Annotated in this window: 21 protein-coding genes; 16 read left to right on the forward strand and 5 right to left on the reverse strand. The window is 62.6% G+C overall.

All coding sequences use genetic code 11. The features are described from left to right. The first annotated feature begins 100 nt into the window (after positions 1 to 100). The 10 genes from AXYL_RS10315 (at position 101) to AXYL_RS10360 (ending at position 9,480) form a co-directional block, all read left to right on the forward strand. Complete coding sequence (locus AXYL_RS10315) at positions 101 to 2,449, forward strand: tape measure protein (protein ID WP_013392738.1); 2,349 nt, start codon at positions 101 to 103, stop codon at positions 2,447 to 2,449. An 11-nt stretch (positions 2,450 to 2,460) separates the two neighbouring features. After that, positions 2,461 to 3,066: a phage baseplate protein gene (locus AXYL_RS10320; protein WP_013392739.1), complete on the forward strand. Its 606-nt coding sequence runs from the start codon at positions 2,461 to 2,463 to the stop codon at positions 3,064 to 3,066. After that, the gene (locus tag AXYL_RS10325) at positions 3,063 to 3,395 is read left to right on the forward strand and encodes a phage baseplate plug protein (protein ID WP_013392740.1); all 333 of its coding nucleotides are present in this window, start codon (positions 3,063 to 3,065) and stop codon (positions 3,393 to 3,395) included. Before AXYL_RS10320 ends, AXYL_RS10325 begins: the two co-directional genes overlap by 4 nt. Further along, positions 3,382 to 4,299: a phage protein gene (locus AXYL_RS10330; RefSeq protein ID WP_013392741.1), complete on the forward strand. Its 918-nt coding sequence runs from the start codon at positions 3,382 to 3,384 to the stop codon at positions 4,297 to 4,299. Before AXYL_RS10325 ends, AXYL_RS10330 begins: the two co-directional genes overlap by 14 nt. Next, positions 4,296 to 4,997, forward strand: a complete 702-nt coding sequence (locus AXYL_RS10335) for a Gp138 family membrane-puncturing spike protein (protein ID WP_013392742.1) — start codon at positions 4,296 to 4,298, stop codon at positions 4,995 to 4,997. Before AXYL_RS10330 ends, AXYL_RS10335 begins: the two co-directional genes overlap by 4 nt. Then, positions 4,997 to 5,365, forward strand: a complete 369-nt coding sequence (locus AXYL_RS10340) for a hypothetical protein (RefSeq protein ID WP_013392743.1) — start codon at positions 4,997 to 4,999, stop codon at positions 5,363 to 5,365. Before AXYL_RS10335 ends, AXYL_RS10340 begins: the two co-directional genes overlap by 1 nt. A gap of 25 nt (positions 5,366 to 5,390) precedes the next feature. Continuing rightward, positions 5,391 to 6,842, forward strand: coding sequence for a hypothetical protein (locus tag AXYL_RS10345; protein WP_013392744.1), 1,452 nt, complete (start codon positions 5,391 to 5,393; stop codon positions 6,840 to 6,842). Further along, positions 6,842 to 7,507 carry a DUF2612 domain-containing protein gene (locus tag AXYL_RS10350; RefSeq protein ID WP_013392745.1) on the forward strand — a complete coding sequence of 222 codons (666 nt, stop codon included), beginning with the start codon at positions 6,842 to 6,844 and terminating at the stop codon, positions 7,505 to 7,507. The genes AXYL_RS10345 and AXYL_RS10350 overlap by 1 nt, the downstream gene beginning before the upstream one ends. Further along, positions 7,508 to 8,560 (forward strand): hypothetical protein, encoded by a 1,053-nt coding sequence (locus AXYL_RS10355; protein WP_013392746.1) that lies wholly within the window; start codon positions 7,508 to 7,510, stop codon positions 8,558 to 8,560. It abuts the gene before it with no gap. A gap of 563 nt (positions 8,561 to 9,123) precedes the next feature. Continuing rightward, positions 9,124 to 9,480: a hypothetical protein gene (locus AXYL_RS10360; protein ID WP_013392747.1), complete on the forward strand. Its 357-nt coding sequence runs from the start codon at positions 9,124 to 9,126 to the stop codon at positions 9,478 to 9,480. Between the two features lie 2 nt (positions 9,481 to 9,482). Here the strand turns inward: AXYL_RS10360 and AXYL_RS10365 are convergent, their stop codons facing one another. Next, complete coding sequence (locus AXYL_RS10365) at positions 9,483 to 10,505, reverse strand: tyrosine-type recombinase/integrase (RefSeq protein WP_013392748.1); 1,023 nt, start codon at positions 10,503 to 10,505, stop codon at positions 9,483 to 9,485. Positions 10,506 to 10,618: 113 nt separating this feature from the next. Here AXYL_RS10365 and AXYL_RS10370 point away from each other — a divergent pair, with 113 nt between their 5' ends. From AXYL_RS10370 to AXYL_RS10385, 4 genes are all read left to right on the forward strand, one after another. Then, complete coding sequence (locus AXYL_RS10370; RefSeq protein ID WP_199728330.1) at positions 10,619 to 10,849, forward strand: holin; 231 nt, start codon at positions 10,619 to 10,621, stop codon at positions 10,847 to 10,849. Next, positions 10,846 to 11,385 (forward strand): lysozyme, encoded by a 540-nt coding sequence (locus AXYL_RS10375; protein ID WP_013392750.1) that lies wholly within the window; start codon positions 10,846 to 10,848, stop codon positions 11,383 to 11,385. Before AXYL_RS10370 ends, AXYL_RS10375 begins: the two co-directional genes overlap by 4 nt. Continuing rightward, the gene (locus tag AXYL_RS34740; protein ID WP_202798616.1) at positions 11,364 to 11,870 is read left to right on the forward strand and encodes a lysis system i-spanin subunit Rz; all 507 of its coding nucleotides are present in this window, start codon (positions 11,364 to 11,366) and stop codon (positions 11,868 to 11,870) included. The genes AXYL_RS10375 and AXYL_RS34740 overlap by 22 nt, the downstream gene beginning before the upstream one ends. A 105-nt stretch (positions 11,871 to 11,975) precedes the next feature. Further along, the gene (locus AXYL_RS10385) at positions 11,976 to 12,206 is read left to right on the forward strand and encodes a hypothetical protein (RefSeq protein WP_041653159.1); all 231 of its coding nucleotides are present in this window, start codon (positions 11,976 to 11,978) and stop codon (positions 12,204 to 12,206) included. Between the two features lie 87 nt (positions 12,207 to 12,293). Here the strand turns inward: AXYL_RS10385 and AXYL_RS35275 are convergent, their stop codons facing one another. Together AXYL_RS35275 and AXYL_RS35170 are read right to left on the reverse strand one after the other, a co-directional pair. Continuing rightward, the gene (locus tag AXYL_RS35275) at positions 12,294 to 12,731 is read right to left on the reverse strand and encodes a hypothetical protein (protein WP_013392753.1); all 438 of its coding nucleotides are present in this window, start codon (positions 12,729 to 12,731) and stop codon (positions 12,294 to 12,296) included. 268 nt (positions 12,732 to 12,999) lie between these two features. Then, positions 13,000 to 13,161, reverse strand: a complete 162-nt coding sequence (locus AXYL_RS35170; protein ID WP_167555690.1) for a hypothetical protein — start codon at positions 13,159 to 13,161, stop codon at positions 13,000 to 13,002. A gap of 150 nt (positions 13,162 to 13,311) precedes the next feature. Here AXYL_RS35170 and AXYL_RS34295 point away from each other — a divergent pair, with 150 nt between their 5' ends. Then, on the forward strand, positions 13,312 to 13,614 hold the full coding sequence (locus AXYL_RS34295; protein ID WP_080551133.1) for a hypothetical protein: 303 nt from the start codon (positions 13,312 to 13,314) through the stop codon (positions 13,612 to 13,614). Then, positions 13,598 to 13,882, forward strand: a complete 285-nt coding sequence (locus tag AXYL_RS10390) for a hypothetical protein (protein WP_041655363.1) — start codon at positions 13,598 to 13,600, stop codon at positions 13,880 to 13,882. The genes AXYL_RS34295 and AXYL_RS10390 overlap by 17 nt, the downstream gene beginning before the upstream one ends. Before the next feature lie 87 nt (positions 13,883 to 13,969). Here AXYL_RS10390 and AXYL_RS10395 read toward each other — a convergent pair whose 3' ends face one another. Further along, complete coding sequence (locus tag AXYL_RS10395) at positions 13,970 to 15,283, reverse strand: tyrosine-type recombinase/integrase (RefSeq protein WP_013392754.1); 1,314 nt, start codon at positions 15,281 to 15,283, stop codon at positions 13,970 to 13,972. A 158-nt stretch (positions 15,284 to 15,441) separates the two neighbouring features. Then, positions 15,442 to 16,905, reverse strand: a complete 1,464-nt coding sequence (rng, locus tag AXYL_RS10400) for a ribonuclease G (RefSeq protein ID WP_041655367.1) — start codon at positions 16,903 to 16,905, stop codon at positions 15,442 to 15,444. Positions 16,906 to 17,218 lie beyond the last annotated feature (313 nt).

The raw sequence follows: 17,218 nt of genomic DNA on the forward strand, positions 1-17,218 counted from the left end.
CGATCCGCCGCGGTGAGGTCGATCTGCTCGACCTCATGAAACTGAACGCGCTGATGGATGCCCAAGACGCCGCGCGGGCGCACGCAAGTAGGAAAACACAATGAGCGTAATTCGAGAGCTTGTTACCCTCCTGCGGTATCAGGTGGATGAATCCGGCCTGAAGAAGTACCAGGAGACCTACCGGGCAGCCCAGGACTCCCTGCAAAAGGCCAGCGCGAAGACCGTGCAGACCATGCGCCAGGCATTGACCGGCTCGGTATTCCAGCCTGGCGTGTGGGGAGTCCGGGCGCCGAGTCCTCGGCCTCCCGTGGCGCATGTCGCGCCGGCGGGCGCGGCACCCGCCGCCACGCTCGTGCCGCCGCGCGCGGTGACGCGTGCCTCGATGGCGGGCCTCGGGCGGCCCGCGGCTTTCCCGGTCGATGTCGCCGAGAGTCGCGCGCGGATCGGCCAGGTTCAAGCAGCATACGGAGCGCTCATGGCGCGCGCGCGAGTTGGCCTGGCCACCGTGCGCGAGGCCGGAGTTGGCGCGTGGGAGGGCGCCCGTCTCGCCATCCAGGACGCCCGGCGCGCGCAGGAGGGCTTCAACCGGAACATTGTGCGCGGCGCGCGCTTGGCGCGCGAGCAGGCTGGAGCATTTAGCGGGCTGCGTGGCGTTCTGGGGGCCGTCTTCGGCGTTTCTATCCTCAGCCGGATCTCACGCGACATCGACGCCTGGGGCCAGCTGGAAGCCCGCATGCGTCAGGCGACGGCCTCAGCTCAAGAATACGGCGAGGTGGATAAGGATTTGGCGCGGATCTCGCGGCTGACGTACAAGGCATACGCGGACAACGCCGAGCTGTTCGTCCGCACGCGCCGCACGATGGCAGATCTGGGAAAGACGACCCAGGACACCGTCGATGTGACAGAGGGCCTCTCGCTAGGCATGGCGCTGTCCAGCACCAAGGCCCAGGATCAGGAATCGGTAATTTCCGCCCTGACCGCCGCCATCATGCAGGGCAAGCTGGGCATGGAGCAGTACGCGACGTTGATGCGCGCGGCTCCCCGCCTGCAGGTGGCGCTGGCGGATGGCCTTCGGACCACTACTGACAAGCTGCTGGAGCAGGTGAAGGCGGGCAAGGTAACGACTGACCAGTTTTTGCCCGCGCTTCAGTCCCAGCTCGCCAAGATGCGAGTCGAGGCTGAGGCCATGCCGGTCACTATCGCCGACGCTATGACGGTGTGGGGTGACGCCTTCCAGCGCTTCTTCGGACAAATGCAACTTGGGCGGGCCGCCGTCGGCGGGGTGACTAAATCGATCGAGACATTGGCCGATAACCTCGGGCTGGTGATCAAGCTGCTGGCGCTCACAGGAGGCGCGTGGGGACTTCTTCGCCTGCGCAACTGGCTTGCACTGGCGACGGTTCAATCTGGCGGTCTGATCCGCTCGATGATCACCGCGACCCGGACGGCGATAGGCCTGGATGGCGCCATGGCACTGCGGCGCGGCCCGGCCGGTGCGCTGCGCATGCTGTCGCTCTGGACGCGGTCTCTGGCGCCGCTGTTACGCATGGCGGCCGTGCTGACCACGATTTACTTGATTGGCGACGACATCGTTGCCTGGATGCGCGGCGACATTTCGGTGTTGGGGAGCCTGATAGGGCGTGTCGAGGAGTGGAAGGACGAAATTGACGCTGTTCGCGCCGTGCTGGTGTGGATCAAGGACGCACTCGGTGGCGCCGGTAAGGAGCTTGGTCCCTGGATACTGAAGTTTGGAACCATCAGCGTTTTGGCATACGGCCTCTGGAAGATCCTCAGCCCTATCCGAGGGCTACTGGTTTTCCTGGCTACCAGGGTTGTGCCGATGCTGTGGGCGGCGTTCGCGGCCCACCCGCTCGGACGCATCATCGGTCTAGTGCTGGCCGGCCTGCTGCTGATCTGGCAGAACTGGGACAGCATCAGTAAGTTCTTCGGCGAAACCTGGGACGAGTTCAAGAAGAAGGGCAAGGAGGCGCTGGACGGCCTTCTGGGCTTCTTCGAGGACATTGGCGGGCGAATGATCGCGAAGATCCAGGAGATTGGTGGCGCTATTCAGAAATGGATCACCGACAAGGTCGAGGCTGCAGCAAAGTGGCTGAACGAGCTGTTGCCCGGCCAGATGCTGACCGACGAGCAGAAAGCGCTCATGACCGCGCCGAGCGGAGCGTTGGGTAGGCAGGAGCAGTGGCAGGCCTTCGTGACGGGGGCAGGCGTACCCACGGTGTCTCCCGGTGCCACTGTCGGTGTTGGCAGCGGTAACTCCGGCGCGGCGTCAGTGGAGATTCACAACGAGATCAACGTCAATGCTCCCGGCGGGGATCCTAAGGCCGTTGCCGTTGCAACGCGACAAGGTATCGAGCGCACGCAGAGCCGCAGTATTGATCGCATCTCAAGGATCTTTGGCGCCCCTGCCGGGGTCGAGGTTCCGCCGTAAAGGGGTAGAGGATGAGCTTTGTTTCTTTGGTTTTCGGGTGGGGAGGCGGCAGCAGCATCGGCGTCATCCCCCTCGATGCGCTCATCAGCGAAACGACCGAGCTGGAAAGCCAGGCCACCAGCTACGCGGTGGAGGACGGTCCGCCTGTGACAGATCACATCGTGCAGGATTCCGAGCGTCTGGCATTGGACGGCTGGGTGACCGCTGCGGAGGCGACTCTTCTGGGCGGATATGGAAGAGACCTCGTCGGCGCGCCCAATTCGCTGGGCATTGGACGTCAGAAGCTGATAAGCGCCAAGGCGGCACTGCGCACGATTCATGCGGATCGCCTGCCTATCACCATCACCACCGGCCTGGACGTCTATGTGGACTTTGCCATGACCCGCTGTTCAATCGGGCGGACCAATGATGGCGGCGACAAGTTCGCCATCACCGCCGAGTTCAGGAAGATCCGAAAGGTCACCCTGCGGCAGGCGGACATTCCACCCGAGAAAACCAGCGGCACGGCAACTGGCAAGTCGGGTGGGACTAAGACGAACGCTGGCAAGGCAACAGGAGCCGACCCGACTGCGAAGCAGGGCTCGGATCTGAGCAAGATTCTTGGGAGGGGCACGTGATTGTCATACCTGTGATTGACGCCAACGACAGCCTCACCGAGGTTGAGCTTGAGGGCCGGATCTATTTTTTTCAGCTGTCCTGGAATAGCGAGGCTGAGCTGTGGACGCTCTCGATCGAGAACGCCTACAACGAGGTCATCGTTGCGGGCATCGGGCTGGTGCCGGATACGCCGCTTCTCGCCCGGTACCGGCATTTGGCAGTGCCGCCTGGCGAGCTGGCCGCGCTGGCGCCGGACAGGCGCAACTCCATCAGCCGCGAAGCTCTACCGGCCGGTCAGGTGGCGCTTGTCTATGTTGAATCAGCGGAGATAGCGGATGGCACGGTTTGACCGGGTATATCGGCTGCTGGTGGGCAAACCGAACCAGAAGGGCGTGGAGATCGTCCAGCCCATGCGCATCACGTTCGACGTCGCCAAAGACGCCGCGGAGGAGCCGAACGAGCATGTGATCCGGGTCTACAACTTGGCCGAGGCCACGCGCCGGGCCCTGGAAGAGCCCGGACTCATGTGCGTGCTGTACGCCGGGTACGCGGAGGAGGGCGGTCCGCTTCTGATGGCCGCCGGAAGCGTGGTCTTCGCCTATACGAAGTTCGAGCAGCCCGACGTGGTGACGGAGCTTATCGTCAGAGACGGCTATGCGGAGGTGCGGGATACGGCGGTTTCTATTGGCCTCGGCCCAGGCGCCCAGGCTTCGTCCATCATCCGCGACATCGCACGGCAAATGGGCCTGCCTTTGGTCATGGCCGACGATGTGCCGGACCGACGCTGGCAGCAGGGATTTTCGTTCTATGGCGCGGCGCGTACAGCGCTGCACAAGGTGACCCAGGGGACGGGCCTGGAGTGGTCAATCCAGAACCAGCAGTTGCAGGTCGTCGCGCGCAAGGGCACGACGCGCAGGCAAGCCGTGGTGCTGGCCGCGGACACCGGGTTGCTCGGGTATCCAGAGCGCACCCGCGAAGCGGCCCGCGAGAAGGCCAAGGTCAAGGACAAGACGACCGGCGACGACGTGAACATCGTCAGCGCGCGGCAGCAGCGTGACGGCTGGCGGGTCACGTCCCTCCTGCTGCCCACGCTGAACCCCGGCGACCTGGTCAAACTCGAAAGCCGGACGGTTGAAGCATTTCTGCGCATAGAGGCGTTGCGCAGCACGGGTGATAGTGCCGGCGGCGACTGGCAAACTGAGCTTGAGCTTGTTGACAGATACGCGCCGCCCAAGAAGAAGGAAAAGCCATGAATCAGAATCCGGTCTCTGTGCTTCGCGCGCTGATCGCTGGCGAGCTGGCCGAGGTTTACACGACGCTCCCGGGTGTGGTGGTCTCCTATGACGGCACGTCCGTCACCGCGCGGCCGGCGCTGGCCAAGCGCCTGGCCAATGGCGAAGTGCTGCGCGCCCCTCAGATTGTCCGTGTGCCGGTCTGCTGGTCCGCGGGCGACGTGAACGGCGCGCAGGCGCTGATCTCCGTGCCGCTCAAGGCCGGTGATCCTATCAAGCTGTCTTTTTCGGCCCGGGCCCTGGAGAACTGGCTGGCAGGCAGTGATGGCCCGCCGGATGATCCTCGGCAGTTCGATCTGTCCGATGCCTTTGCCACTTCGGTGGTGCGACCGGGCACGGTGGCGGCCGATACCGAAAACGTCAGCATTCAGTACGGGCCGGCTTGGCTGAAGCTGTCGCCGACTGGAAACCTGGCGTTCCTGGTCAAGGAATGGACGGTGAAGGCGGATCAGACCACCTTCAATTCACCCGTGACGGTCAACGGCCCTTTCGTCTACACGCAGGGGTTGTCGGGGGAAGGCGGCGAGGGCGGCGCATCGATGCGTGTCCGGGGCGGTGTGGCCTTCGAAGGGGGGCAGCTGACCCACGGCGGCAAGAATGTCGGCAGCACCCACCGTCACCGCGACAGCATGGGCGGCGAAGTTGGAGACCCCTACTAATGGCCTTAGACCTCGCACTCGCCAATGACGGCGATCTTGCCCTGGACCTGTTGGGGCGCACGCGGATGATCGGCGGGGCGGACCGGGTGCGCCAGCAGGTCAAGGTCACCTTGCTCGCCTTCTTGGGCGAATGGTTCCTAGACACGACCTTCGGGGTGCCCTACTTCGAAGAGGTCCTAGTCAAAAACCCGGATCGCTCCGCTATCGAGGCAGTCCTGCGATCCCGGATTTTGGACGTGCCGGGCGTGACGCGCGTGGGCCGCCTGGCGCTCGACGTTGAGCGAACGCTGCGCGCGCTGAGGGTGAGCTTCGAAGCCGAAACCATCGAGGGCTTGGCCAGCGACGTTGTAACCCTGCAGCTCGCCTAAATTCAATCTATTCAAGAGGTTTGTTATGGCCTACGGTGTAACGCCGGACGGGTTCGTGCGCATGCGCCTGCCCGAAATTCGCCAGGAGATCATTGCCGACCTGCGTGCGCGCTTGCTGGCCGCGGGAGTCAGCGAGTCAGTGGAGACGCGCCCGGACAGCATCACAGGACTGCTTATTGATACCTTTGCCGAGCGGGAGGCGGCTCTGTGGGAGCAGGCAGAAGGCGTGTACCTGTCCATGTACCCGGGCTCGGCCAGTGGAGTCTCCTTGGACAGGTCGGTGTCCTTTACCGGCGTCACGCGGCTGACCGATGAGCGTTCCCGTGCCTACGTGGTGCTCTATGGCGCCAACGGTACCTCGGTTCCGGCCGGCGCACTGATTCGTCATCGCGTCAGCCAAAATCTATGGGCGCTGGATGGGCCAGTGCAGATCCTCCCCGGAGCCGCTGCTGACGTCACGCTCCAGCCAGAGGTGCACGCGGGGGCGCAGTACTCGGTCACCGTCGACGGTACCGCCTACTCGTACACTTCGGCGGCAGTCACAAACCTGCCGGCAATCCTTGCCGGCCTGGTCGCGGCGCTGGCGCCCAGCGGGTTGGGGGTGTCGAGCGATGGCGCGACTGTGCGCGCCCACACCGACGGCCGCGTCGCTGCAGCGGTCACGTGGACAGCGAACCTGGCACCGGTGCGGCTCGGCTCACCTGGGTTGGCCCTCTCCGAAGTGGCGTCGAGTGAGGCCGCCGGGGCGGGCGATCTCAACGGCATTGTGACGGCCGTGGACGGCTGGCAGGGTGTGGAAAACCTTCAGACTGGCACCGCGGGCAGGCTGGCCGAGAACGACGCGGAACTGCGGGCTCGCTACCCGTCAGGCCTGTTCCGCCTCGGGGCCGCTACGCTGCCCAGTATCGCCCCGAACGTGCGGGACCGCGTGGCCGGCGTGCGAGCACTGAAGGTGTTCCGTAACGATACCGACGAGGTGGACGCCACCGGAAGGCTGCCGCACAGCATTCATGTCGTGATCGATGGGGGCCTTGATGATGAGGTGGCCCAGGCAATCTTCCGGACGAAGGCCGGCGGCATCGATACCAATGGAGCTGTCGAGGTCATCGTCACTGATGATGAGGGCGCGCAGCACCCGATCCGCTTCGATCGTTCTGAGCGCGTCTACGTGTGGGTGTCCTGCAGGGTGACGCTGCTGCCGGTCTCGGAGGAAGCGTTTCCGCCGGAGGGCTTCGACGACATCAAGGACAACCTGGCCGCGGTGGGGGCCGGCTTCTCGATTGGCGCCGACGTCGTCCGCCAGCGGCTGTTTGGCGCGATTTACAAGACCCCTGGCATCAAGTCGGTGGACCTGCTGCTGGCCTCTTCGACCGACCCGGCCTTCGTGCCGGGGCCTAGCGATTTCTCGCTGTCGAACATCGAGATCGGGGATACCCAGACGGCGGCGTTCGATCGTTCACGCATTGAGGTGACCTGATGGATCTCCAGCAAGATCACGCGGGCATCGCCTGGGGCCATTGGCTCGGGCAGTTCCAGTCCAAGCCGCGGCTCCAGGCATTCGTCAGGGCGCTGCTCCAGCCTGCCGCGGGGCTGCAGGGCGCGCTGCGGGATATGTACAACCAGCGGTGGCTGGACACGGCCGTCGGCGCGCAGCTGGATGGTATCGGCGAGATCGTGGGGCTACCCCGCACCATTGATGACGCCGTGTATGTCCGATTCTTCGGGTTCAACGGCCAGCCGAACGTTGGCGGCTTCGGTGAAGCCCGCCTGCGCCGTGCGAATGAGCGCGCAGTTGGGGGATCGACCAGGCTTCTGGACCCCGAGTATCGCAAGCTCCTCTATTGGAAGATTGCGCTCAATAACGGCCACGGCACGACCCCCGAGATATCGACGGCCTTAAAGCCCATCTTCGAAGTGTCGCGCGTGATCGTCCAGGACGCGGGCAACGCGAAGATCCGGGTCTGGGTCAGCCGGATTCCCGGGCCGAATGATCCCCTTATGACGAATCCGCGCAAGTGGGTGCCCCAGGCCGCGGGCGTGGGCGTGCAGATTATTTCCGGCTCGACGGAACGGCCCTTCGGCTTCCGCGGGCAGGGCTTCTTTGGTTTTGGCGTCGGCGTGCTGGCGCGAAGGATTCAATAAATGGCTGATCCTACTTTCTTCGATCTGTTCGAAACCCCGTGGGCGGAAACTGGCACCGTGGACATCCTGACGCTGCCCCAGTATCGGGCCGGCTGGGCATTCATCGGATCGCTTCCCCCAACGGTCGAGCAGTTCAACAAGCTCCAGCAGCTCAACGACCAGAAGCTGGCCTGGCTGTTCCACCAAGTGAAAGCCGTTGCAGTTGCAGCCGGAAAGGAGATTGGTCCCGGGACGCTGGATATCCTGATCCACGCGCTGCAGAACTTGGATATGGATAAGGCGACCGCCGGAACATTGCCGGTGGCCCGGGGCGGAACGGGGTTTGGCAGCATCGGTCTGAACCAGTTTTTGGTTGGGGGCGCAGAAGGCAAGTACTTGCGGAAGTCCGCGGACGAGGCCCGGGAGATTCTGGCCACGCCGAAGATCTGCTCGATTGGTGCGCTGCCGGCGACGAACATCGGCCCGGTCGTCGTCGCGGAATGCGGGGAGGTCTGGATCTGGTCCGCGTCGGCATCTTTCACCGGTTATCGCTCCCCGCTTTGTGGCCGCCCGGTGGACGGCCACACAGTGATCCCGCTGCCCAGCGAGGTTGACGCGGTAGGCGGGGTGCTACCCAAGGTGGCGTATGCCCGTCTCTGGGGGTATGCCCAGGAGAACGGCCTGGTTGTCACGCCGTCGGTCTGGGCGGCGAACGTGGGCGCGCACTACTTCGTGGACGTCGACGCCAACACCTTCCGGGTTCCGGATCTGCGCAATATGTTCCGCCGTTTCACGGGAACTGACGCTGACACTGCAAATGCGAGGGCCATGGGCGGCATGCAGTTGGATGCCTTCCAAGCCCATATGGTTGGAAACATACAAATTTCGACCGGAGGCACCCAGCCGATCAATCGCCTCGACTCGACCGTCGTTAACCAAGGCGGGCCAGCCCTCACCGATCCATACGTGGGCAACGTCGCCCAGGTCATAGCCGACGGGGTCCACGGAACACCGAGAATGAGTCATGAAACACGTCCGGCCAACGTCGCTTTCTACCCACGAATTCATGCCTAAATCATGCGTGGATCCGGGGGTGAAATGCCGTATTGGAGGCACGTGTTTCGTTCGAAGTGCGGGCGACCCTGCTGGTATCGAGAGATACGGCATCACCGTTCGTAATCGGTTCACCATGGGGCAACGGTGCAGAGCTTGTAGCCTCAGTCTTGCCATGGAGCTGAAAAGCGCCAGTCGCACCGATGGAGAGCGCCGAAGGCGTTTATTGAAGAGCGCGCCTGGATGACGCCGACAACCTTCTGCGCTGCATCCGGCCTGCCAGCTACCCAACGCTCTCGCATTTGCAGTGAGGCGGACGTCAAGCATGGATGCGCGGATGGTAGGCAGCGTTCACGGGCCGGGTTTCAATTCCCCCCGTCTTTCCTTGCTCGCCGATCCATCCAAGGAACACGCTGGGGCTGTCTCCTGTAAGCACGCCTCGCCCGCCGGTGTTGTCATAGACGTTGTTAAGCGAACCCGGATCCCACGCGTAAAGGCTGTGGTCATGGGACCGTAGTTCGTCGCGTTGCCTCGTACCGAGGGCGCGCGCATTTGCAGTGCAAATACCTTTTTTGGAGATTTCTATGCTGAAAACGAAGACCGTTTATCAGACCGACCCGAACGGTCTTTACCTGTATCCCGTCGAGGCCAATGAACTGGCGCTCGCGGAGGGCTTCTTCAATGTTCCATACGGCGCGCACGAAGACCAGCCGCCCGCCGCGCCGGCGGGCTTTGTCGTGGCGCGGATTGGCGGCGCGTGGGAACTCGCCGCGGACTACCGCGAGGTCGACCTGTGGTTGGTCGAGAGCGGCGAATCCTATGTCCCGGGGAATGAAGCAGTGGTCGACGGCGTCAAGGTGAGCTATCCGGGGTGGGGCGTGCTGCCGGCCTGGCTGACGCAGGTTGAGCCTACCCCTTCGCCGGCCGAGGCCAGTGCATAGCCTCAAGCGGCAAGAGGAAGCGAGTCCAACTCGGTTTCGCGTTCGCGGCGCATTTCCTCAAGCTGCCGCCGCCCCAGCGGGCTGCGTGTGAGCTTCTGCGCCAGTTCGCGGCCATGCGGGTGGTAGTACCGCAGCAGCATGCGGGTGTCGACGTTTCCGTTGACCTTGGCCAGCTCATGGATCTGGAACACGGTCGCGAGCTGGGACGTGCCCTCGTGCCGCAGGTCGTGAAAGCGCAGATCTCGGAAGTATGCCGCGTTGGGGCGGCGGCCGAAGTGCCGGCACATGCCCTCATACCGCAGGCGGGCGCGGCGACGAGCGCGGATAAAGGCCCGCGTGACGGAGCCTGGCTGAATCGTAAAGATGCGGCCGCGCATCGGCTTCCCCGTCACCCAGCGTCGCAGTGCTTCGCGTGCGCGCGGCGTGAGGGGAACGTCCCGGGCGCGGCCGTTCTTCGTGTGAGGCAGATGCACCACGCCGTGCATGAGGTCCAGGTGTTCCCGTTGGATTCCGACCACCTCGGAGCGCCGCATACCAGTCTCCTTGGCAACGGTCAGGATGGTGGGCAATTCTGCCGACCTGGTGGCGCGGATGATCCACTCCAATTCCTTGCGCGGGCAGTCGTCATCGGAGACACCTCGCAGGGTGATCCGATCGAAAAGGCGTCGGTCGCGCGCGTCGTCCACCGCCGGCCGGCGCACCAGCTGCACGGGATTGGCCAGCTGGTCAAAACCCCAATCCTTGCGAATCACCGTATAGACGTGTGACAGGAACGCCATGCGCCGCACCACGGTGGCCGGCGCTCGATCCTTGAGCCATTCGTCGCGCAGCTCCGTTAGGTCCGAGCTGCGGATGCGATCGACCGGGCGGATGGCCAAGCGCGTGGCGCGCCAGATCCGTGCGATGGATTGCTCGGAGACGTGCCCCTTTTTCGTGGATGAAACCTCGGCCAAGTAGCGCGTGAGCGCATCGGCAAGGGTCGGGGCGGGCTTGCGGCGGGGCTGTCGGCGGGACCAGGGTTTCATAGGAGCAAAAGCCGCAAGTTGTAACTCAAATAGATTTTTCTTGTTCTACCTGTCCCGCCTTGGCGGGTTTTTTTCGTCCATACGGAGGCGCTATGCCCCAAAGGATCAAGAGGATGAATCTGGATGACGTGGCCATTCGAGCTGCAAGCCGGACGACAGACGCGGGCGCCATTACTGGCGTGGTTGGGTGGGCGGCGCAGGTCAATTGGATCGGCTGGGCGGGAGTGCTCGTAGCGGTGGTGGGCTTGTTCGCCAATCTCTATTACCAGCGCCGGCGCGATCGGCGAGAACAAGCGGAGAGCGAGGCGCGTATGGCGGCCCTGCGTGAGAGGTGCGAGCTATGAAAGTAGGCACTCGAGTCACGGGCGGCGCTGCCGCCCTTGTTGTCTCTGGCGCCCTGGCGCTGTTCTCGACGGATCTCCAGCAGTTCCTGGGGCGCTGGGAGGGGGAAGGCCAGAACGTCGTCTACGCCGATAAATTGGCGAAGAACCTGCCGACCGTCTGCAAGGGCATCACGAAGCACACCAGCCCTTATCCCGTAGTGGTGGGCGACTACTGGTCGCCGGAGCGCTGCGCCGAGGTGGAGCGGATGGTGGTTGGCAAGGGGCAGCTTGACCTGGCCGATTGCATCGACGTGGTCATAAGCCAGCCGATCTTCGATGCTCTGAGCAGCCATTCGCACAACTTCGGCGTGCCGAGCACGTGTGCGAGTCGGGCGGTGGGCCTGATCAATGTGGGGCATATCGCCGAGGGCTGCAATGCCCTGGCGCATGGCCCAGATGGCAAGCCCGCCTGGTCGTATGCAGATGGGAAGTTCGTCCGAGGCCTGTACAACCGCCGACTTGCGGAGCGTGCGCTATGTCTATCCGGACTGCGTTGATCGGCTGGCGCGGCTACGCGGTAGCGCTGGTAGTGGGCGGTGCGGTCGCTGGCAGCGCGGCTTGGACGGCTCAAAGCTGGCGCTATGGCGCGGAGATGGCCGGCATGCGCGCAGACGAAGCCGGGCGCGTGTCCGAGGCGCAGCGCCAGGCGCGCGAGATCCTGCAGAGGCGTTACGCCGATGTAGGCCTGATCAACGAACGGAATGCGAAGGCGGAGTGGGCCGCCTATGGAGGGCTGCGTAGTGCGCAACTTGAAGATAATGGCCTTCGGGCTGATGTTGATGCTGGGCGTCAGCGGTTGCGCGTCCAGGCGAGCTGTCCCGCCGGCAGCGGTGGAGTGCCCCCAGCCGGAGCCGCCGCCGGCGTGGATCATGGAGCCCGCGCCGAACTTGATCGAGCTGCTCGATCGGATTATTTCGCCCTCCGGGCGGGAATCCAGCGAGTAACAGCGCAGCTCGAGGCATGCCAGGCGCGCTTACGCTGAGGGGGGAATTGGCTGGTCTTGCCATGTGGACGGTTTGGGCATGGTATGTGCTGACCCATGGCGGTAGGCTCTGCGAAGCGGAGGCCGCTACTTATGAGGTGCGCAATGGAGCGCGACGAACTTTTGGCCCAGATGGTGAGTAGGTCGGCTGAGCTGAGTAGTTTCGGCGATTGGGTGGATGTCTTGGGGAGGTTCGCCGACTGTCTTTCGCTGGTGAGCAAAAGACTGGAGCCGGCGGAAGTGGAGCAGTTATTGGATGTCGGTGCGACTTTTTACCGCACATTGGCGCGCGCGGAGGGTTATCGCCTCAGTACGACGCTACCGCCGAAGGGTTAAGGGCGCCCCGAGTCGTCATTTTTCATTCAGAGGCCGCTTATGCGCGACCGCTCCGCAGCAACCTCGATCAAGGGGACGCGGCCAAGCCTATCCAGCCAATTTCATCGAGACGTCGGCGTGCGTACCTCGATCCAAATCGACTCCTGGATCGGCCGTACACTCGGGGAGGTCCAGTAGTTCACCGGCAACTTCACCGGACTCCATTCGATGAATGATGTCGTCGAGCAGTAAAGTTCGCGAAGCGAACCCTCGGCCTGTGAGACCTCGCACGACCAGCCGATAGGCCAGATTGGGCTCGGCTCCTTTCATAACGCCGAAGTAAAAAATCCTGCCTTGCTCATTCCTAAGCAACACGTGTCCTGGGCGAGCGTAGATCCTGTATACGCGCCAAGGCGAGAGAATTGCAGCGTCTGGGGTTGAGGGCTGTGCTCGGGGGGGATCGAGATGCTTGAACGACGTCCCGGGTGAGACGAATTTCCGGCAAGCAGTAATGACGCGTAAAAATGACTTAGTGAAGAGCTTCATGATCGGATCGGCCTAAATGAATCGAAGCGCGATACGGTCGCGATATGGCGAAGCAGTCGATCAAATCGAAGTTCTAATTTGGGGACCCGTCGGCCTGTATCGTGGCCTTTGAATAGCGCAGAAATATCGTGGGTCGAGATCGAATCACGACAACGCTGGCTCTCGCAATCGTGCGACGAGTCAGCGCCTGCTCACAAGCTTTCAGCCATCCATCCGCAGCTAGGCAGCTGCGTACTCCGTGGATTTAGGCCGAATGCGTGCGATACGCCTACTGAGGGGTGCGCTGCTTTAGCGGATCATTTTGCGCTTGTTTACGCGCGGCTTCTTCTTTTTGCTCCTGACTTTGCTGCTCTTGCTGCTTGTTGGGCTGGTCGTCTTGACCAGGTTGAGTGGGGGGGCCAGCTGCGCTGAAGCGGGTGGGAAATGTCATGATGTGTACCTCTTTAGTTGTCGTGGCGAGTGCCACGTATTCACGGTACGCTCAATGGCACGTAGGACCTACGACTGAATTGAAACAAGCGTAAGACCTGTGGAGGTACCTGCTCTACACTGACTTCATGCAACCGTCTTGGAGGCTGCCATGTCACAGTCAATGGGTGTGAAAGCACTGGAGCGGTGGGACGATGAGGGGGGATCGCAGCTTGCCTCTCTTGCCAACTCGTTTGCTATCGAGGAGTTCGAGGCGTCTGAGTGTCGGATTTTGGCCTTCCTGGGGGCGTCCGTTTTGAGCCTGTGGGACGACCTTCCAGTTGATGCGCGCCAGCGGATGCTAAATCGTGAGATTGCTCAGGCAGCGTTCGACAAGTCGGTACTAAAAGTAAAGATTGCGCGTCTTGCTGCGGGAGATTTTTTTTCAGGGGATAGACATGAGCCACGATCATGATGACTCTGAGATTGAGCGCTGGCTCAATGAAGGAGGGGTGCAATTTCCCACATTCGTGGAGTTGCTGGATCCAGGGGTGCTTGACGAAGGCGAGCGGCGAGTCATTGCGTGCCTTGGGGCAGCTATTTTGAGCATCTGGCACGAAGTGCCGACCGACATTCGAAGAATGGTGTTGCAGGGCGCGCTCAGCACCGCTACGTATGATGCTACGTTGTTGAAGGGGAAGGTCGCGATGTTCTTGCGAGGGAGGCAAGGCTCGTTAAATTGAGCTCGGCGCCATCGCTCGCATTCAGGGAAATGCGGCACAACACATACGCACCTCCAGCAGGAAGGGGAAGGGCCAGTATAGGACCACCTACCCAAGGGAGCGCAGCCGCGCGTGCGCATTCCTCGCCTGGCCCACTGCGCCTCCGTCGAGGCCCTGGCACTTCACCAAGTGATCTGCCCAGAGCGCGAGAGCTTCGTGCCGTTCCTTCCAGTAGCTGTACTGGTCGTAAATCCCCTCCACGCTCTTGAGCTTGTGGTTAAGGCACATCTCGGAGATATCGCGGCCGACGCCGAGGGCGCGCATATGCGATTTCGCGGTGGAGCGCAGATCGTGCGGGGTGAAGCGTCGGACCTTGGGCTGGTAGTTCTGGATCCAGTAGTTGATGGCACCCCACACCCCGTCTTTCTGAATGGGCGCATCCCCGCCGTGTTTTTTGAGCCTTGCCACCGACCGCGCCGGCACGATGTACCGGGAATCCAGCGCCAGGCTATCCAGCTCGCGGAACCACTCCACCACCTGCGGCGCCAGCGGGATGTCCATGGCCGCCCCGGTCTTCGATTCCGGAACGTGCCATAGGCCGGCGCCGAGACGCTTGATGGTCAGCTCGTCTGTCCTGATGTGCTGTCGCTGGGCGTTGGTGAACTCGGACACGCGCACGCAGGTCGCGGCAATAATCCACACGCTCAGCTGATTCTGGCGGTTCATCTTGGCCTGCATGAACTCGGCGATCTCGTCATCGGTGAGCATGAGTCGCGCCTTGGCTTTCGGCCGCTTCCCGATGATCGCCTCCAAGCTGATGCCCACGCCGGGATTGATCACCACAATGCGCTGGCCGGCGGCATGCTTGAAAATCTCCCGGATGACGATATACAGCGTTTCCGTCTCGCGCCAGCCAGACTTGAGGGTTTTGAAACCTGATTTCGTCTTGCTGATCAGCTCGATGACGTCAGTGTGGGTGATTTCCTCCACGGGCCGCGATCGCCATCCATCCTCTATCCGGACGAGCTGACGCTTGTAGCTCCGGTTCGTGGAGCTCGACAGATGCTTGAGGACCTTTTCCTTATAGTCGTCGACCAGCCACCCTATATTCTTGGCGGCCCTGGCTTTCTGCTTGGCTTCCCTTTTCTCGGCCGCCGGGTCTTTGCCAGCGTCGATCATGGCGCGCAGTCGGCTGGCCTCCTTGCGGGCCTCGGCCAGGCTGATGTCGGGATAGTTGCCGATCGTGGCCTCGGCTCGGCGGCCGGGCATGCGGTACCGCAACACCCAGGCGGCCGTCCCGGATTTCGACAGGGTAAAGGTCAGCCCCCCGCCATCCGACTTGGCCACCGGCTCGCCGGCGCGGATCCAGTTCTTTATATGGATGTCGGCCAGCAGGCCCTGCAATACGCGCTTTGTCGCCATGACTCCCTCGATTTGGGTAGCTGGAGCGTCTGGCTACCCACCTAGCTACCCATTTTGTGCGAGATGGGAGGATAGCCCGTGAGAAGCCCAGAAAGAAAGCCGCGAGGATTTACGCGGCTTTGCGGGGAATTCTGATAAGTAGTGAGAAGCCGGGAATATCAGACAAGAATTATGTCGTACTGCTCTTGCGAGTACGCGCCTTCCACTTCCAGCGAAATGCGCTTGCGCACGAAGTCGCCCAGCATCGCCAGATGCTGGCTTTCTTCTTCAAGAAACAGGTCGACCACCTCTTGCGAGGCCAGGATGCGGAATTCCTTGGGATTGAATTGCCGCGCCTCGCGCAGGATCTCGCGCAGGATTTCATAGCAGACCGTGCGCGGCGTGCGCACGTTGCCGCGCGCCTCGCACATCGGGCAGGGCTCGCACAGCTGATGCGCCAGCGAATCGCGGGTACGCTTGCGCGTCATTTCCACCAGGCCCAGCTGTGTAAAGCCGTTGACCGTCATGCGGGTGCGGTCGCGCGACAGCGCCTTCTTCAGTTCGGCCAGCACGGTTTCGCGGTGTTCCTGTTCCTCCATGTCGATGAAGTCCAGGATGACGATGCCGCCCAGATTGCGCAGCCGCAGCTGGCGGGCGATGGCCTGGGCCGCTTCCAGGTTGGTCTTGAAGATGGTGTCGTCGAAATTGCGGCCGCCCACGAAGCCGCCGGTGTTGACGTCGACCGTGGTCAGCGCCTCGGTCTGGTCGATGATGAGGTAGCCGCCCGACTTCAAATCCACTCGGCGCGATAGCGCCCGTGCAATCTCGTCGTCCACATTGGCGGTGTCGAACAGCGGACGCTCCCCACTGTAATGCTGAATGCGGTCCACCACCGAGGGGGTATAGACCCGCGCCCACTCCAACATCGCGGCGCTGGTCGTGCGGGAATCCACGAGTATGGCGCCGGTGTTCGGACCCACCATGTCGCGCAAGACGCGCTGCGCCAAGGTCAGATCCTGATGCAGCAGAGCAGGGGCGGGCTGGGTGCGGGCTGCTGCCTGGACGCTGGTCCACAGTTTGCGCAGATATTCCAGGTCCGCCGTCAGCTCCTCGTCATTGGCGCCTTCCGCCTGGGTGCGGACGATGAAGCCGCCTTTTTCCTCGGCGGGCATCAAAGCCTGCAGGCGTTCGCGCAACTGGATGCGCTCGGATTCGTCGTCGATCTTCTGCGAAATGCCGATATGCGGGTCGTGGGGCAGGTAAACCAACATCCGGCCGGCCATGCTGATCTGGGTCGATAGCCGCGCACCCTTGGTGCCCAGGGGGTCTTTGACCACCTGGACCATGATGGTCTGTCCCTCGAAAAGCAGCTTTTCGATGGGCGTGGGGGTGAGCCCCTGGCTTCTTTCGCCACGATTTTCACGCAGATCGGCGATATGTATGAAGGCCGCGCGCTCCAGTCCGATATCGATGAAGGCGCTCTGCATGCCAGGCAGCACGCGGACCACTCGTCCAAGATAGATATTGCCGACATGGCCCCGCTGAATGCTGCGTTCTACGTGCAGTTCCTGCACCGACCCTTGTTCCACCAGCGCAACGCGGGTTTCAAAGGGGGTGACGTTGATCAGGATGTCTTCGCTCAGGGCGATGGCTGGGGGCATAGCGTGTTCGTCTCCAGTAAGGTGCGGCGTACAGGCGAATAGTAAACGTAGGGCAAGGCGGACGAGGCAACTATCCATATGGGACGACTGCTGGATTCCCACTATATATAGGGGCGAGCTATAGGGGCGAGCGGCGCGTGGCTCCAGTGTGGGCAGACGTAAGCGCGATGCTGCGCCGCCCGCAGAAATCTGTGCTATAGTCTCGCTCCTTCGCAGTTCAGACAGTTTTGAACCGCGAAGCCAAGCAAGCACAACAGGTCGGGCAAGAAGATTCGAGCCAGGTCTGCCGCAAAGC

Source organism: Achromobacter xylosoxidans A8, assembly GCF_000165835.1.
In the GTDB taxonomy this organism is placed as follows: domain Bacteria; phylum Pseudomonadota; class Gammaproteobacteria; order Burkholderiales; family Burkholderiaceae_B; genus Achromobacter; species Achromobacter xylosoxidans_B.

Coding starts and splice junctions, on each gene's coding strand:
- AXYL_RS10315 (WP_013392738.1), top strand. CDS start 101: ATGAGCGTAATTCGAGAGCTTGTTACCCTCCTGCGGTATCAGGTGGAT.
- AXYL_RS10320 (WP_013392739.1), top strand. CDS start 2,461: ATGAGCTTTGTTTCTTTGGTTTTCGGGTGGGGAGGCGGCAGCAGCATC.
- AXYL_RS10330 (WP_013392741.1), top strand. CDS start 3,382: ATGGCACGGTTTGACCGGGTATATCGGCTGCTGGTGGGCAAACCGAAC.
- AXYL_RS10335 (WP_013392742.1), top strand. CDS start 4,296: ATGAATCAGAATCCGGTCTCTGTGCTTCGCGCGCTGATCGCTGGCGAG.
- AXYL_RS10340 (WP_013392743.1), top strand. CDS start 4,997: ATGGCCTTAGACCTCGCACTCGCCAATGACGGCGATCTTGCCCTGGAC.
- AXYL_RS10345 (WP_013392744.1), top strand. CDS start 5,391: ATGGCCTACGGTGTAACGCCGGACGGGTTCGTGCGCATGCGCCTGCCC.
- AXYL_RS10350 (WP_013392745.1), top strand. CDS start 6,842: ATGGATCTCCAGCAAGATCACGCGGGCATCGCCTGGGGCCATTGGCTC.
- AXYL_RS10355 (WP_013392746.1), top strand. CDS start 7,508: ATGGCTGATCCTACTTTCTTCGATCTGTTCGAAACCCCGTGGGCGGAA.
- AXYL_RS10360 (WP_013392747.1), top strand. CDS start 9,124: ATGCTGAAAACGAAGACCGTTTATCAGACCGACCCGAACGGTCTTTAC.
- AXYL_RS10365 (WP_013392748.1), bottom strand. CDS start 10,505: ATGAAACCCTGGTCCCGCCGACAGCCCCGCCGCAAGCCCGCCCCGACC.
- AXYL_RS10370 (WP_199728330.1), top strand. CDS start 10,619: ATGAATCTGGATGACGTGGCCATTCGAGCTGCAAGCCGGACGACAGAC.
- AXYL_RS10375 (WP_013392750.1), top strand. CDS start 10,846: ATGAAAGTAGGCACTCGAGTCACGGGCGGCGCTGCCGCCCTTGTTGTC.
- AXYL_RS34740 (WP_202798616.1), top strand. CDS start 11,364: ATGTCTATCCGGACTGCGTTGATCGGCTGGCGCGGCTACGCGGTAGCG.
- AXYL_RS10385 (WP_041653159.1), top strand. CDS start 11,976: ATGGAGCGCGACGAACTTTTGGCCCAGATGGTGAGTAGGTCGGCTGAG.
- AXYL_RS35275 (WP_013392753.1), bottom strand. CDS start 12,731: ATGAAGCTCTTCACTAAGTCATTTTTACGCGTCATTACTGCTTGCCGG.
- AXYL_RS35170 (WP_167555690.1), bottom strand. CDS start 13,161: ATGACATTTCCCACCCGCTTCAGCGCAGCTGGCCCCCCCACTCAACCT.
- AXYL_RS34295 (WP_080551133.1), top strand. CDS start 13,312: ATGTCACAGTCAATGGGTGTGAAAGCACTGGAGCGGTGGGACGATGAG.
- AXYL_RS10390 (WP_041655363.1), top strand. CDS start 13,598: ATGAGCCACGATCATGATGACTCTGAGATTGAGCGCTGGCTCAATGAA.
- AXYL_RS10395 (WP_013392754.1), bottom strand. CDS start 15,283: ATGGCGACAAAGCGCGTATTGCAGGGCCTGCTGGCCGACATCCATATA.